The organism is Pyxidicoccus sp. MSG2 (assembly GCF_026626705.1).
GTDB lineage: Bacteria > Myxococcota > Myxococcia > Myxococcales > Myxococcaceae > Myxococcus.
In genome coordinates, this window is sequence record NZ_JAPNKC010000001.1 from 5893035 (window position 1) to 5907935 (window position 14901).

Here is a 14901-nt window from a genome sequence, read left to right on the forward strand (position 1 = left end):
TTCGCATTCGAGGGTGGAAGCGGCGGCGGACAGGTGCCAGGAACGTTCAGTGCTCGGAGCCTGGTTGCCTGCTCGTCGTTCGTCCGGGTGACGACATGAAACAACTCAATACCGCGCCGACTTGCTGGGTTGCAGGTTGTTCATGTTTCACCCAATCTTGAAATAAATCTGATAAATCAAGAATCATCCGGCTTCCTCTTGAAAGGAGCCGCATGAGACAACACCCGCTCGTTGCATGGCTGTGCCTGGCTTCGCTGCCAGTGGTCGCCGCGCAGGACGTTGCTCCCGCACCCGAGTCCCTCTCACCGCTCCAGCTCTCGCGTGACTCGGCGGCGCTCGCCTCGCGCGGGCGGGACATCGAGGGCGGCAGGCTGTACGTGGACTCACGGACGGAGCAGCGGGAGGGACGGCTCCTGAAGACGTTCACGCTCGAGGTGGAGCGGGCCGGCGACTACTTCGTCGCGGCGCACGCCCAGGCGGTGAACGCCGTCCCCGCGGATGCCCGTGAGGCGAAGGCGAAGGCGTACCCGCTCCAGCGCATCTCCGTGTCGCTGGACGGCAAGGACCTCGGTGACTTGGACCTGAAGAAGAACGGCTGGCAGCCGTCGCGCATCCAGGGCCAGGGGCGCGTCTACTTCTCCGCCGGCCGCCACACGCTCACCTTCGAGAGCGCCGCCCCGCACTTCCCGGATGTCGATGCGGTGAAGCTCGTGGCCAACGAAGGTCAGGCCACCTTCGACATGGGCCTCTTCGACGAGTACGTCTCGGGCCTGAGGCGCGGCGCGGACCTGCGCGTGGGCAGGAAGGACAAGGTGGAGCCCGTCGCGCCGCCGCAGGGGCCGCCTCCGTCGACGGGGCCCATCCAGGGCGCGGCCTCCACGGGCTCGTATACGTGGCAGGTGACGCCGTACACGCTGAGCAATCCGAACGGCAACTACGCGCACCTGATGACGGTGCCGGTGGTCTACACGTACTACCGCAAGCTCACGCTCAACGCGGGCACCAGCGTGACGTTCAACACGGCGCCCATCGCGGGGCAGGACTACTACGCGGTGGACCCGGTGATGTACCTGTTCTGCTCCACCGACAACACGGTGGCCTGGTCCAACGACGACGACATCGGCCGGCACCCGAAGATTTCGGTCAGCATCCCCAAGACGTGTGAATACAACCTCGTGCTGCGCGCCTACAGCAGCTACTACGCGGGCACGTCCACGGGCTCCGCGGGCACCGTCAACGTCTACCAGAACGGCGTGCTGCTGCAGGAGAACGCCGTGGTGTCCGGGTACATGGTGAGCGTGGGCACGTCCAACACGGGCACGCTCAACTACTTCACCGGCTACTCCACCGGCCTGCCCATGCTGTGGCTCGCGCCGGAAGGCAACCTGACGCCGATGCGCTTCTCGGGAGGCCGGTACTGGTACCTGCCGCCCATGGACTACAACTGGTTCGACGACGCGCGCTTCCGCATCGTGAAGAACACGACGTCGTTCATGAACATGTACCTGCTCGTGTCCGCCGAGGGCGCCTGGTACATCTACTGGGGCAACGCGGACGTGTACGGCTCGGTGAAGCACCCCAGCAGCTCGCCGTTCAACTCCTTCCCGAACCTGAAGCAGGCGGACGGGATGCAGACCGCGCCCTCCACCAACACGTACAACTGCGCGTCGTGGGCCGGCGGCCTGACGAATGGCTGGTACTGGGGCTGCCTCTACGCCAACAACTCCGGCGGCGCCTGCATCAACGGCACGTACTACAGCAATCCCTACTCCTGGTACTCGTGGGACAACTTCTTCGGCAACAACCCGCTGCGCTACACGGGCGCGCTCACGTACACGCGGACCGACGCCAACTCGAGCAACGCCGAAATCGCCGTCTGGTCCACCAGCAGCGACATCTACGGCGCGACGCACTTCTCCGTGCGCCGCGAGGCCAACCGCAACCCGCACGGGTATGACTGGGAGAGCAAGCCGGGTGGCCTGGAGCGCATCTTCCACCCGATGAACGCGCTGAACAGCACCAGCTACGGCAGCATCATCGGCTACTACCGCGACGCGGCGAGGGACCCGTACACCCCCTGGCCCCTCGTCCCGGGACTCTCCGGCATGGAGAAGGTCAGCACGCCGTCCCTCACCTTCGACGAGTCCGTGGCCGCGGGCCTCACCGTGGTGCCCCACGTGGAGCTGACCCGCTCCGAGGCGGACACGCTCGCGCAGCTGCGTGCGGGCGCCGGCAAGGCGCGGCCCCAGCTGGACCGGCTCTACAATGACTGGCTGGCCCGCGTCCGCTCCGAGGACCTGCGCGTCTTCAGCAACCCGGCCGTGTTCTTCGAGCAGAGGGAGTTCTCCAAGCTGGAGTCCTGGTTCCGCAACCACGAAGACGTGGCGGTGCCCTTCCTGATGGAGAAGGTGGTGGCCAGCGAGGAGGACGGGCTGGAGTCGACGCTCGCCGCCCTGGTGCTGGGCCGCCTCACCGGTGAGCGCGACGGCGCGTTGATGGACGAGGTGAAGCAGGACTGGCGCCGCGACAGCTACACGGCGGACGGCGCGTACGTGGCCCCGTCGTCGCTGGCGAACTCGAAGAACTTCGTGCGCAAGCTCCTCCAGCGGCGGTACGGCGTGGCGGACGAGCGCGCGTCGCTCGCGCCCCGCGCGGAGAACAGCCACGAGCGCTTCAGCGTGTCGCCCAACCCCATGGTGGAATCGTCGAGCGTGCGGTTCCGCGTGGACTCCGCCGCCACCGTGTCGGCGGCCCTGTACGACGCGAAGGGCTCGCTCGTGCGCGAGCTGGCCTCCGGCGCGTACCCGGCCGGCACCCACGGCCTGGAGCTGGGTCGCGGCGCGCTGAAGCCCGGCGTCTACTCGCTGCGGCTGACGGTGGGTGACGAGGTGCTCACCCGCAAGGTCGCCATCCAGTAACCGCTGTCACCGCTGACGTGCGAGCGCCACCCCGTGTCCCCCAGGGGTGGCGCTCGCGCGCCGGGGGTGTCAGGGCCGGCGGGGATACTTCGCTTCCAGACAGGCCTGGAGGAGGCAGCCCATGACGAGCCCGATGACCGGTGTCCCCGCCGCGCAGCCGATGCCCTCGCAGCAGCAGGGCGTGGCGCAGGCGGCGCCGATGGACAAGCAGGGGGAGTCGCGGTTCGACGGAGCCCTCGCGGACAAGGCCCGCGTCACCGGCACGCCCGCGGTTCAGGGTGTGCACGCGGTGGAGGAGGTCGCCCGCACGGAGCGGCCCGTGCTCAATGCCGTCTCCAACGTCGTGCGTGCGCTGGAGCAGGGCCAGCTCGACATGGACCGCATCATCCGGGAGGCCAGCTCCGGCAAGCCGTTCTCCAACGCGGAGCTGCTGTCGCTCCAGGCCTCCATGTACCGCTACACGCAGGAGCTGGACCTGGTGAGTCGGGTGGTCGAGAAGGCCACCACCGGCCTGAAGGACGTGGTCAAGACGCAGGTGTAGCCGCGCGCAGGCGAAAGGCGGCGCTCAGGCCGAGCCCCGCCAGCACGCCGGCCGTGTAGCAGACGAGGTCGCTCCACAAGAAGCCCGCGCCCAGCACCAGCCGGCCCGGCAGCGTCCTGCGCACCGCGTTCAGCCAGGGCGCCTGGTAGAGCTGGCTGAACTCCACCGCGAAGGAGAAGGCCAGGGCCGCGGCTGCCACGTGGAGCACCGGACGCGTGGGCGCCACGAAGCGCAGCAGCAGGAACACCAACAGCGCCCACAGCGTGTCCCCCGCGTACTCGGCGAAGAACGGCGGCCAGGCCACCGACTTCGAGCGCGAGGCCAGGCCCAGCGCCAGCACGAGCACCGCCAGCACCAGCGAGATGAGGCGCACGCGGCGCGGCGAAGGGAGCGGAGCGGAAGGAACGTTCATTCCGCCCCGGTCTACACGGCGGCGGACCCTGAGCGGAATGAGCGTTCCTTCCGCGCGGGTGGCGGCCCGGCGCTGGCTCCAGGGTGGTAGGGTACCCACCCGTTCCACTCCGGAGGTGCCGCATGGGAGGCCCGTCCCTGCAACTGGACGCCCGCGAGCAGGGGCTCGTGCTGGAGCTGGTCGAGACGCTGGGCAGTTCGCTCAACCTCTCGGAGGTGCTGGACGGGGCGTACGGGCTGCTCGCGCGGCTGCTGCCGGCGGACTGCGCGGCCATGTGCGTGTCCCAGCCCGAGCTGCCCGGTGGTTACGACTGGGTGGTGACGCGGATGCCGGAGGCCTTCGTCACGCATTACGGCGAGCTGTCCGCCGTGGACTTCGTGCGCGAGGCCGTCGTCCACCAGCCCAAAGTGGTGCTGCGCGACTCGGAGATGGTGACGCCCCGGGCGTTGGAGCGCACGGCGCTGTACCAGCGCTGCCACGAGATTGGCTTCCCCATGCGGCACGTGATGTCGGTGCTGCTGGACGTGCGCGGAGACTGGCACGGCGGCCTCACGCTGTACCGCGAGCGACAGCGGCCCTTCTCGGACAAGGACCGCGTCCTGCTCCAGCGGCTCACGCCGATGCTCGTCAGCACGGTGCGCAACTGCCGGCTGCTGGGCCAGCAGTCGCGCCGGGCCGCCCTGCTGGACACCCTCTTCCACCACCAGGGCGCCGAGTGCGTGGTGCTGGCGCCCTCCGGCCGCGAGGTGATGCGCACCGCGCACGCCACCGCGCTGCTCGAGCAGTGGTTCTCCCCGCTGGAGCGCGGGCCGGGCGGATTGCCGCTGGCCCTGCTGGCGCCGCTGGCCCGGCTGTCCGGCGCGAGGGGGCTGGAGGCGCCGCTCCCGGACGCCTGGCTGCGTGAGGGGCCGGTGATGGACCTGCGTGTCACCTACGTGCCGTTGCCACCGGATGGCGCGGGCCGGCGCGAGTGGGCGCTGCTGCTGCGCGAGACGCCGCATGGCACGCCGCTGCCGGAGACGTGGCGCGAGCGGCTCACGCCGCGCGAGGCGGAGGTGGTGTCCCGCGTGCTGCGCGGCTGGGACAACCAGCTCATCGCGGAGGACTTGAAGTGCTCGCTGGGCACGGTGAAGAAGCACCTCCAGCACGTCTTCGACAAGCTGGGCGTGTCCAGCCGCGCCGCGCTGCTGCACCATGCGGCGCGGAAGCAGTGAGCGTCCGGCGTGTCAGTGCTCCTCGAACAAGGCCTGGATGACGCGCCAGGCCCGCTGCACGTCCCGGCCCGAGCGGTGGGCGAGGAAGTCGCAAATCTCCGCCACGGCATCGGTGCGCTCGCGCTCGAAGCCGTGGAAGAGCGTCTTCAGCGATACGTCCAGACCCACCGTCAGCTTGCCCAGCGTGTCCAGTGAGGGCGAGAACGAGCCACGCTCGATACGGCGGATGGCGTCGACGGAGAGGTTGCTGCGTTCGGCCAGGGTCTCCTGTGTCAGCTCGCGAGAGCTTCTCAGCATGCGCACGTGGTCGCCGAACCGTCGGTGCAGCCGCGTCCAGCTCGCTACCCTGTTCTTTGGTTTCTCCATAAGCCGCGGCGGATAATTTGGGGCCTGCCTGCCCCAAGTGAAGTGAGGATGTTCGCGGTTTGACTGTGCACGTTTGCAGGGCCCGCTCTCGTGGGTTGGGGTGTCAGAGAGGAAGCGAATCCCCGGTTCCTGGCCGAGATTCGGGTTGCGAGGCTGGAGGATTCCAGCGGGCAGGGAAGCGCGGCGCCCGGCCGGGAACATGCGTGGGCGGGTGCTTTCGTCTACGCTCCCCGGCGCATGACGCATTCGGAAGTCCGCTGGGGGCGGGCCTGGCTCCCCGTCCTGGCCTGTGGCCTGCTGGCCGCCTGTGAAATCGGGTCGGAGCCGCGCCGCCTCACGCCCACATCCATCCTGCCGGAGGCTCCCGCCACGCCGCAGGGGTCCTCCGTCCCCGCTCCCGCACCGGCGCCCATCGCCGTGCGCGAGCCACCGCCCGCTCCCACACGGGTGATGCCTGCCCGCCCGGCACGCGTGCAGGCGCTCCAGGAACTGGCGGAGCGGCTCGGCGCGCCCGGTGCGAGCGTGGATGACCCGTGTGTGAGTCCGGACGGGACGGGCTGCGCGCGCACCGCGCTGGCGCCCTTCTTCGAGTCGCTGGACGCGCTGGCGGTGGGCAGGGCCTCCGGCCCCACCGTCATCGAGGCGTTCGGCAACTCGCTGATCGCCGGAGACCGCATCGTCGACATCATCCGCGAGGACCTGGGCACGGCGTTCGGCGGTGCCGGCCGGGGACTGCTGCTGGTGGACCGGATGGCGCCCTACGGAGGCCGGGGCCGCGCCAGTCACAGCGCCAGCGGGTGGCAGCCGCGCACGCTGGGCGAGCTGCGCGCGCCGCCGCTGCCCTTCGGAATCACGGGCGTGTACCACGTGGCCACCACCGCGAAGGCGCGAGGCCGCTTCAAGCTGGAGGGTGAGTCCCGGGGCACGCTGTGGTGGCTGGACGTGCCGAAGGGCGGGGCGCTCACGGTGTCCAGCGGCGGCCAGGTGCTCGCGAAGACGGAGCCCACGGGCGACGGCGCGGCACACGCCACCCGCTTCGACCTTCCCGAGGGCGCCACGTCGGTGGACGTGGTGGCGGAGGGCAAGGGCGCGGTGGTGCAGGGCGTGGTGCTCCAGCACGCGCGCCCTGGAGTCGTCCTGGACATGCTGGGCGTCCCTTCCGCGGACGCGGGGCTCTACGCGCGCGTGGACGACGCCATGCTCCGGGCGCAGCTCGCCGAGCGTGAGCCGAAGCTGATGCTCTTCTTCCTCGGCGGCAACGAGTCCAAGCGGCTGGAGTGGAAGCGCATGGATTTGGAGAAGCTGCGCGCGGACCTCCAGACGCTGCTGAGGCGTGCGCGCGCGGCGGCTCCGGCCAGTGCCTGCATGGTGGTGGGGCCCATGGACGCGGTGAGCGACTCGCACGGGAAGGCGCAGACCTTCAAGCAGCGCCCGTTCCTGGAGTCCGTGGTGGGCGCCGAGCGCGAAATCGCCCTGGCCGAGGGCTGCGCCTTCTTCGACACCTTCACCGCCATGGGCGGCGCGGGCTCGCTGGCGCGCTTCTACAAGGCGGGCTTCATGCACGACGACCTCGTGCACCCGCGCGGCCGGGGGCTGGACCTGCTCGGCCACCTCGTCACGGACGCGCTGCTGCGCGCCTGGGTGGAGACTCCGCCCGGCGCCGACAGGGTGGCCACTTCCACGCCCGCGCCCACCGCGGAGGCCGCGCCATGAGCCCCTCATTCCTGAAGTCCCTGGTCGCCGCCGTCCTGCTGCTCGTCGGGCCCGCCACGTCGTGGGCGGCGCCGCGCGGCGCGCCGGTGTGCGAGCCCGTCGACGCCGGGGGCTCGACGCGCGAGTTCCCCGCCGAGGCGCAGCGCGCGCTGGACGCCATCGTCCGCGCCGAGCTGTCACAGGGCCCGGTGGCGGGCATGTCCGTGGGCGTCACGCGGGGAGAGCAGCGCTGGGTGTGCGCGTACGGCCAGAGAGACCTGGCCCGCCGCCTGCCCGCGACGCCGCGCACCACGTACCGCATGGCGTCCGTCACCAAGTCCTTCACCGCGGTGGCGGTGCTCCAGTTGGTGGAGCAGGGGAAGCTGAGCCTGGACGCGGACATCCGCACGGTGGTGCCGTCCTGGCCGGAGAAACAATGGCCCGTCACGGTGCACGATTTGCTGGGCCACCTGAGCGGCGTGCCGACCTATGACGGCCTGGCCTCCAGCAACAACGTGAAGGCGGTGAGCACGCAGGAGGCCATCGCGATGTTCGCGGACAAGCCGCTCGCCTTCGAGCCGCGCACCCGCTACCTGTACAGCACGTGGGGCTTCAACCTGCTGGGCGCCGCGGTGGAGGCGGCCTCCGGCCAGTCCTACCGCGACTACCTGCGCGAGCACGTCTTCCAGCCCGCGGGCATGGAGCACGCCGACCTGGACGTCACCAGCACGCGCGACGAGCACCAGGCCGCGGGCTACCGCGTGGTGGGCGGCGTGCTGAAGCCCTCGCGCTTCCTGGACGTGTCCAGCCGCTTCGGCGGCGGTGGCACCCGCGCCACGGTGGGGGACATGCTCGGCTTCGGCCGCGCGGTGCTGGCGAACACGCTGGTGTCTCGCGACACGATGGGCCGCATGCAGGCGTCCATGGCCACCGCGGACGGGAGGCTCACCGACTACGGCATGGGCTTCGCCACCTACCCGCTGCGCGGCCACTACCTGGTGGCGCACGCGGGCGGCCAGCCGGAGACGACGACGCTGCTGGTGATGTTCCCCGCCGAGGACACGGTGATTGCCCTGGCCACCAACGTGGAGGGCGAGGCGAAGCGACTGCGGCGCCTGTCCATCCGGCTGATGGAGCAGGTGCTGGAGGACGGCGTCACGCGACGCGACGCGCACCTGGCGGACGGGGTGGACGCGGTGGTGTACGAGGGCCTGGGCCGCATCGCCAGCTACGGGCTCGCGTACCACCAGTGGGCCACGCGCGGGCCGGGCACGCTGCCGCCGGACGAGGACCTGCCCGGCGCGTTCGCCCGCGTCTCCGATTTGCTGGACCGCAAGTCGATTGCGAAGGACTCGCGCGCGGCGCTGGAGCGCATCAAGGGGGCGCATGACCCGCGCATGGGCTCCGTCTTCATCCGCGTGGGCGCGCACATGGCGCGCACGCTGGAGAAGGCCCACGGCGCCGAGCGGCTGCGCACCTATCCCGCCGAGGGGCCGCTGTCCTTCTTCTCGGACTACCTGGCCGCGTGCGACGCGCAGGGCCTGCCCGACACGGAGCGCTTCGGAGGGCCGCTGCGCGAGGACCTGCTGCGCTTCGTCTCGAGCTGGAAGCGCGCGGAGGTGCCCGCGCTGCGCCGCCAGCGGCTGGATGAGATGAAGGACCCGGAGCGCCACTGGCCCGCGCTGCGCGAGGCGGCGGCCCGGGCCCCGGAGGTGCGGCCGGACTACTCGGACGAATTGCTGCGCGTCGCCGAAGGGCATGCGCTGCGCAAGCAGACCGCCGCGCGCCTGCGCTGGCTGGAGTTCGCGGTGGAAGTGCAGCCGCGCAGCGTGGACGCGCGGGTGGCGCTGGCCCAGGCGCTGCTGGCGGCGAAGCGGGACGGCGACGCGCTGCCGCACCTGCGCGAGGCGCTGGCCACGCCCCAGGGCGCGCTGTCGCTGGCCCCCTACGGGCTGCTCAAGCGCGTGGGTGAGGCGGAGTCTCCCCAGGTGGGGCTGGGCCTGCTGCGCGCGGGCGTGGCGCTGCACCCGGACTCGCCCGAATTGTGGGAGGCGCTGGCGAAGCGCGAGGGCGCGCAGGGGCACAAGGCCCAGGCGAAGGCCGCGCTGCGCCAGGCCCGGCGGGCCCGGGAGGTGGCGCCCGTGCCCTCGACGTCCGCGAGCCGCGCGGGGGCGGAGCGGAGCGCCAGCGGTCCGGTGCCGGACGACCACGGGCTCGTGCGTCCGCGCCAGCAGTAGCCCTGAAGCACCCGCGCGGACAGCGGCGCGCCCTCGTACCTGGCGTCCCGGGTCCGCTCCCTCGAGCCCCGAGAGTCCGTGGCGCGAGCGCACCGTCGTGCGAGGATGGGCGCGCTCATGAGCATCCCCTGTCCCAATTGCCCGGCTGCCGTCATCCCGGGTGCCGAGTCCTGCGGAATGTGTGGCGCCTCGTTGATGAAGGAGGCGGTGCCGGGCTCCGGAGAGGCGGTCTGCGCCGTCCACCCGGAGTACCTGAGCCTGAGCGCCTGTAGCCGCTGCGGGAACTTCGCGTGCGCGAAGTGCCTGCGGCAAAGCCCGCGCGGCGAGATTGTCTGCGCCGCGTGCCATGAGCGCCAACCGGCGGGGCTGCTGGCGTGGGACAGGCGCGAGGAGGTGGGGACGCTCCGGGCCTTCTGGGAGACGTGCCTGGACATCATGTTCCGCCCGGGGCCCACCTTCGAGCGGCTGAAGCCGGAGGGCACGGTGGGCAGCTCGCTCGGCTTCGCGATGCTGTGCAACTTCGTGGGCTACTTCACCACGGCGCTCGTCTACATGGCCTTCATGCTCGTGTTCCCCATGCCGGACGAGACGATGAAGGCCGACAACGTGGACCCGACGGCGTTCAAGGCGATTGGCGCCGGCATGTTCGCCGCGATGATGGTCCTGGCGCCTTTGATGGGCGTGGTCGTCACGCTGTTCAGCTCCGGCGTGGACCACCTGCTGCTCCGGATGGCGGGCAGCGAGCACCCGTACGAGGTGACGCTGCGGGGCAATGCCCTGTCCCAGGCGCCCTACCTGATTGGCCTGATTCCGATGTGCGGCATCTACGTGGCCCCGCTGTGGGCTGTCGGCCTGCGCATCGTCGCCTACCGCAACCTGAACGCGGTGAGCTGGGGCGGGGCGGCGTTCGGCGCGCTCGCGGGGCCTTTGCTCACCTGCCTCCTGTGCGGCGGCAGCTACCTCGCAATCTTCTCCGCCGCCGCGGCCATCTCCGGTTGAGCGTCGCGGCGGGCTACTGCGCGGTGGACGCGTCGGAGGGCACCGCCGCGGTGACGGTGCGCGGCTTCGGCCAGAAGCGCGTGGCATGCACGCCGTCGAGCGCGAAGACGCGCCGCTTCGCCTTCGCGTCATAGACGCGCACGGCCTTGGCGGCGGAGACGAGCAGCAGCGGCCCGCGCACCCGCAGGTCCACCGCGGACGCGGGCGCCAGGGCCAGTTCCTCGGGCTCCACCAGCCGGTCCTGTGCCTCCCAGCGCAGCGGCGGCATCAGCGCGGACAGCTCGCCGGTGGCCCGCCACGCGTAGAGGGGACCTCCGTCCGTCTCGAGGGAGACCCACTCGCCAAACTTGTCGTGCCCCTTCTCCTTCACCACCGCGTCGAGCCGGGCGGCGTCCTCGCTGCCCTCGGGGAACGCATTCGTCGCGGGAGCGTCCGGGTCCAGGCCCGAGGTGGAGGACACGAGCATGCTCGCGGTGGTGAGCGCGCCGGTGCCGGCCGCGGTGTCGGCCTCGTAGAAGGTGGCCACCGTCTCGATGCGCTTCCACGCGTCACCCTCGCGGCGGAAGGCATGCGCGAGGCCGGCGCTGCCCTCGGGCTGGGTGATGGGGAGGCGCTGGCCCTCGAAGAGGAAGTACTCGTCGGCGCCGTCCGCCTTGCGGACGAGGTCGTCCACCTGGGACACCAGCGCGACGGGGTGGCCCGCGGCGTCGAAGCCCACCGCGTCCGTGTGGCCCGTCTCCGGCAGCGCGAGCGGAGTGCCCTGTCCCGCCTGGACGTCCACCAGCCAGGCGCGCGGCTTCACGGTGCCGTTGCCCCGGTCCACCACCGCGCCCTGCCGGCCGTCCGGGCTCCACGCGAGGCCGAGCCGCTCACACGCCGCGTCCACCGTGAAGAGGGCCTTCTTCGCACCGCCCGTGTCCTGGCGCGTCCAGGTGCAGCCCGAGGGCGGCGCATCCTGGAGGTAGGAGAGGGTGAACGCGGGCACGGGAGCCACGGCCTTCGCCTCCGCCGGAGCCGGGGAGGGGGCCACGGGGGCGGGGTCCTGGGACTTCTTGCAGGCACCGAGCAGAAGCACGGAACCGAGGAAGAACGCGGGGCCGAGACGGCGGTCCATGAGGCTCTCCGGAGGAGTGACATCTGCAACATGGCAGAACGGCGGGAGTGGGCGGAAGTCACTCCTGGCGTAGCCGGTGGTACACAAAACGTTTTGACGTGCGGGTTGTGAAGCCTGCCTGCCTGCTCTGACTCATCGCGCAAAGGACGGAGATGCCGACACCCGTGAGCGCCACGAGGCGCGGCCAGAACAGGGTCGGAAACGCCAGTGCGAGGGTGAGGAGCGCGCCCGCGGAGATGGCGAACAGCGCGATCAGTCCGTAGCGGCGCGCCCGCATCACGCGCATGCCCAGGACGCCGAGCGCGAGGACGACGAGGGCGTTTCCGGCGTGGACGAGGAGTGGGGCTGCTCCCTGCGCGGTGCTCGCCCCGGTGCCGATGGCGGACAGATAGACGGCGATGCACACCGGGCACTTGGGCAGGAGCACGCCCACGAGCATCGGGAGGAGCGCGCTGCGAGGGATGCGCTGTGAGGCGCGGGTCTGCTCGGTGCCATGTCGGGGAATGGGGGTCCGCATATGCAATCCATAGTCAGCGGCTCCAGCTCCGAGGAGTAACAAGCGCGGCGCGAATCCGTACCTGGGGGAGGGACCGTGGGGGTGTTCCAGTTGGTGATGCGCGGGCGCGGCGTGAAGCTGTTCCACGGGACGGCCTGCTGACAGGAACCGTGCGAATGCTTCTCTGTCGGTGACGCGCGGGCGCGCCGCAAGGCCGTACCGTGAAGGTAGCCTGTCGGCATGGACTCCCTGATTGCCGCGGCCGCACGAGCGCTCTCCGCCGGTGATGCGCTGGGTGCACTGAAGCGCGTGGCCCTTCGCGACGACGCTCCGGCGCTCGCGTTGCGCGGCATCGCGATGGCCCAGCTCGGTGAGCATGCGCGGGCACGTGAGCTCCTGCGGCGCGCTGCCCGTGCCTTCGGTCCGGGGGAGGACCTTGCACGCGCACGATGCCGGGTGGCCGAAGCGGAGGTGGCGCTGGCGGTGCGTGACCTGACCTGGTCCCCACGCGCGCTCGACGCCGCGCTCGTGACGCTCGACGCCCGGGGAGACCGGACGAACGCGCTGCATGCGCGCCTCATCGCGATACGCCGGCTCCTGCTGCTCGGCCGCCTCGACGAGGCCGGGGCTTCGCTCTCACTCCTGGATGCGCGCGGCATGCCGCCCGTACTCGTGGCCGTCGCGGAGCTCGTGGCGGCCGACATCGCCTTGCGGCGGGTCCAGACACATCCGGCGCGCGCGGCGCTCGAAAGGGCCCATGAGGCCGCGAGACGCGCGCTCGTGCCCTCCCTGGTGGCGGAGGTCGAGCAGGCCCGCGCGGCGCTCGAACGGCCCGCCGCGCGCCAGCTCCGCGCGGGCTCCGAGCGGGCGCTCCTGCTCGAAGACGTGGAGGCCGCGTTCGCGTCAGGCGAGCTGGTCGTCGACGCCTGCCATCGCGTGCTGCGAAGCGGAGCGCGGGAGGTCTCCCTCGCCCGCAGGCCGGTGCTCTTCGCGTTGGCGCGCGCGCTGGGGGAGGCCTGGCCGCAAGGCGTCGACCGCGACGTCCTGATTGCCCGCGTCTTCGGTGCGCGCCGCGCGAATGAGTCCCATCGGGTGCGCCTGAGAGTGGAGGTCGGCCGCTTGCGCGCGGTGCTCGCGCCGCTGGCCCGTGTCGATGCCACCCAGGAGGGCTTCGCGCTCACGCCGCGCCTCGGACGTGAGGTCTCCGTGCTGCTGCCACCCATCGATGGGGACCCGGCGTCGCTGCTCGCGCTGCTCTCCGACGGTGAGGCCTGGTCGACCTCCGCGCTGGCGCTTGCCCTGGGCGAGAGCCAGCGCACGGTCCAGCGGGCGCTCGCCGAGCTCGAAGCCGCGGGGCGGGTGCACTCGGTGGGGCGTGCCCGCGCTCAGCGCTGGTTGTCGCCTCCGCTCACGGGATTCACGACGACGTTGTTACTCCCCGCGACGCTACCGGCTGGGTACTCATTGCATGGAGCGGCGGAGCAGCCGCGAGGAGCCACGTCATGACTCGCACTTCAAGCAAGACAGCCAGCGCGCAACCTCCGGCCCGAGTGCAGGCCGCCGAGGTCGTGCGGGAATACGGCCCGTTCGCGGGCGCCGGCAGCGTGCACGGTGTCACGCACGACGGGCGCCATGTCTGGGCCGCCACCGGCGAGAAGCTCGTCGCCTTCGACCCGGAGAGCGGCGAGCCCGTGCGGACGCTGGACGTCGCGTCGGATGCGGGCACCGCGTTCGACGGCAAGCACTTGTTCCAGCTCGCGGAGGCGCGCATCGACAAGATCGACCCGGCGACGGGCAAGGTCCTCGCGTCGATACCGGCGCCCGGAGGCGGCAAGGACTCCGGGCTCGCCTGGGCCGAAGGCACGCTCTGGGTGGGCCAGTACCGGGACCGCAAGATTCATCAAATCGACCCGGAGACGGGTGCCATCCTGCGCACCATCGAGTCCAACCGTTTCGTGACGGGGGTGACGTGGGTCGACGGCGAGCTCTGGCACGGCACCTGGGAAGACGACACGAGCGATGTGCGCCGCATCCATCCGGACACGGGCGCGGTGCTCGAGCGGCTCGAGATGCCTCCGGGAGTCGGGGTGAGCGGGCTCGAGTCCGACGGCGGAGCGCTGTTCTTCTGTGGCGGCGGGCCGAGCGGAAAGGTCCGCGCCGTGCGGCGGCCGAAAGGGGCGCGGTCATGAGCAATCACGGCGTCGTTTCGCGGGAGGCGTGGCTGGACGCGCGCAAGCGCCTGCTGCTCAAGGAGAAGGACTTCACCCACGCGAAAGACGAATTGAGCCGGGAGCGGCGCGAGCTTCCCTGGGTCCGGGTGGACAAGCCGTATGTCTTCCAGGGGCCCGAGGGTGAGGAGACGCTGTCCCAGCTCTTCCAGGGACGAAGCCAGCTCATCGTGTATCACTTCATGTTCGCCCCGGAGTGGGAGGCGGGCTGCAAGAGTTGCTCGTTCTGGGCGGACAACTTCAATGGCGTCGTGCCCCACCTGGCGCAGCGAGACGTGTCCTTCGTCGCGATTTCCCGCGCGCCCTTCTCGAAGCTCCAGGCGTTCGAGCGCCGCATGGGGTGGAGCTTCAAGTGGCTGTCGTCCGCCGGGACGGACTTCAACCAGGACTACTGCGTGTCGTTCACCCCGGAGGACCTCGCCGGGAAGCGGGCGGTGTACAACTACGCGCCGCTCGAGCGCCCGATGACGGACCTGCAAGGCATCAGCACGTTCTACAGGGACGCCGATGGTGGGCTCTTCCACACCTACTCCTGCTACGGGCGGGGAGTGGACATGATGAACACGGCGTATCAGTACCTGGACCTCGTGCCGAAGGGACGCGACGAACAGGGGCTCCCGTGGCCGATGGCCTGGGTCAAGCTCCGGGACGAGTACCGGTAGAGGAGCGCTCCCTGGAGGCCAT

The 14901-nt window shown here is 71.0% G+C and carries 13 protein-coding genes; 9 read left to right on the forward strand and 4 right to left on the reverse strand.

What is annotated here, in order from left to right; genetic code table 11:
• Positions 1-212 precede the first annotated feature (212 nt).
• Positions 213-2918: a T9SS type A sorting domain-containing protein gene (locus OV427_RS23015; RefSeq protein WP_267858296.1), complete on the forward strand. Its 2706-nt coding sequence runs from the start codon at positions 213-215 to the stop codon at positions 2916-2918.
• Between the two features lie 121 nt (positions 2919-3039).
• Positions 3040-3459 (forward strand): ATP-dependent helicase HrpB, encoded by a 420-nt coding sequence (locus OV427_RS23020; protein WP_267858297.1) that lies wholly within the window; start codon positions 3040-3042, stop codon positions 3457-3459.
• Here OV427_RS23020 and OV427_RS23025 read toward each other — a convergent pair.
• The gene (locus OV427_RS23025) at positions 3443-3871 is read right to left on the reverse strand and encodes a DUF2809 domain-containing protein (RefSeq protein ID WP_267858298.1); all 429 of its coding nucleotides are present in this window, start codon (positions 3869-3871) and stop codon (positions 3443-3445) included. The two genes, OV427_RS23020 and OV427_RS23025, sit on opposite strands and share 17 nt — an antisense overlap.
• A 122-nt stretch (positions 3872-3993) precedes the next feature.
• On the opposite strand from OV427_RS23025, the gene OV427_RS23030 reads away from it, so the two are divergent.
• Complete coding sequence (locus tag OV427_RS23030; protein ID WP_267858299.1) at positions 3994-5085, forward strand: helix-turn-helix domain-containing protein; 1092 nt, start codon at positions 3994-3996, stop codon at positions 5083-5085.
• A 12-nt stretch (positions 5086-5097) separates the two neighbouring features.
• On the opposite strand, the gene OV427_RS23035 is transcribed toward OV427_RS23030, so the two are convergent.
• Complete coding sequence (locus OV427_RS23035) at positions 5098-5451, reverse strand: helix-turn-helix domain-containing protein (protein WP_267858300.1); 354 nt, start codon at positions 5449-5451, stop codon at positions 5098-5100.
• 237 nt (positions 5452-5688) lie between these two features.
• Here OV427_RS23035 and OV427_RS23040 point away from each other — a divergent pair, with 237 nt between their 5' ends.
• The 3 genes from OV427_RS23040 to OV427_RS23050 all read left to right on the forward strand — a co-directional run bounded on the left by OV427_RS23040 (position 5689) and on the right by OV427_RS23050 (position 10379).
• Complete coding sequence (locus OV427_RS23040; RefSeq protein WP_267858301.1) at positions 5689-7164, forward strand: GDSL-type esterase/lipase family protein; 1476 nt, start codon at positions 5689-5691, stop codon at positions 7162-7164.
• The gene (locus OV427_RS23045) at positions 7161-9380 is read left to right on the forward strand and encodes a serine hydrolase domain-containing protein (protein WP_267858302.1); all 2220 of its coding nucleotides are present in this window, start codon (positions 7161-7163) and stop codon (positions 9378-9380) included. The genes OV427_RS23040 and OV427_RS23045 overlap by 4 nt, the downstream gene beginning before the upstream one ends.
• Positions 9381-9497: 117 nt before the next feature.
• Complete coding sequence (locus tag OV427_RS23050; protein ID WP_267858303.1) at positions 9498-10379, forward strand: YIP1 family protein; 882 nt, start codon at positions 9498-9500, stop codon at positions 10377-10379.
• Between the two features lie 13 nt (positions 10380-10392).
• On the opposite strand, the gene OV427_RS23055 is transcribed toward OV427_RS23050, so the two are convergent.
• The gene (locus tag OV427_RS23055; protein ID WP_267858304.1) at positions 10393-11493 is read right to left on the reverse strand and encodes a hypothetical protein; all 1101 of its coding nucleotides are present in this window, start codon (positions 11491-11493) and stop codon (positions 10393-10395) included.
• Positions 11494-11551: 58 nt separating this feature from the next.
• Complete coding sequence (locus OV427_RS23060; protein WP_267858305.1) at positions 11552-12010, reverse strand: hypothetical protein; 459 nt, start codon at positions 12008-12010, stop codon at positions 11552-11554.
• Positions 12011-12229: 219 nt separating this feature from the next.
• On the opposite strand from OV427_RS23060, the gene OV427_RS23065 reads away from it, so the two are divergent.
• Genes OV427_RS23065 through OV427_RS23075 form a run of 3 tightly spaced genes read left to right on the forward strand, consistent with a single transcriptional unit; the run spans position 12230 to position 14879 of the window.
• Complete coding sequence (locus tag OV427_RS23065) at positions 12230-13495, forward strand: helix-turn-helix domain-containing protein (protein WP_267858306.1); 1266 nt, start codon at positions 12230-12232, stop codon at positions 13493-13495.
• Entirely contained in the window at positions 13492-14178 is a 687-nt protein-coding gene (locus OV427_RS23070; RefSeq protein ID WP_267858307.1) for a PQQ-binding-like beta-propeller repeat protein, read from the forward strand. The genes OV427_RS23065 and OV427_RS23070 overlap by 4 nt, the downstream gene beginning before the upstream one ends.
• A complete protein-coding gene (locus tag OV427_RS23075) occupies positions 14175-14879 on the forward strand; it encodes a DUF899 domain-containing protein (RefSeq protein ID WP_267858308.1) in 705 nt (234 codons plus the stop codon). The genes OV427_RS23070 and OV427_RS23075 overlap by 4 nt, the downstream gene beginning before the upstream one ends.
• Positions 14880-14901: the final 22 nt, after the last annotated feature.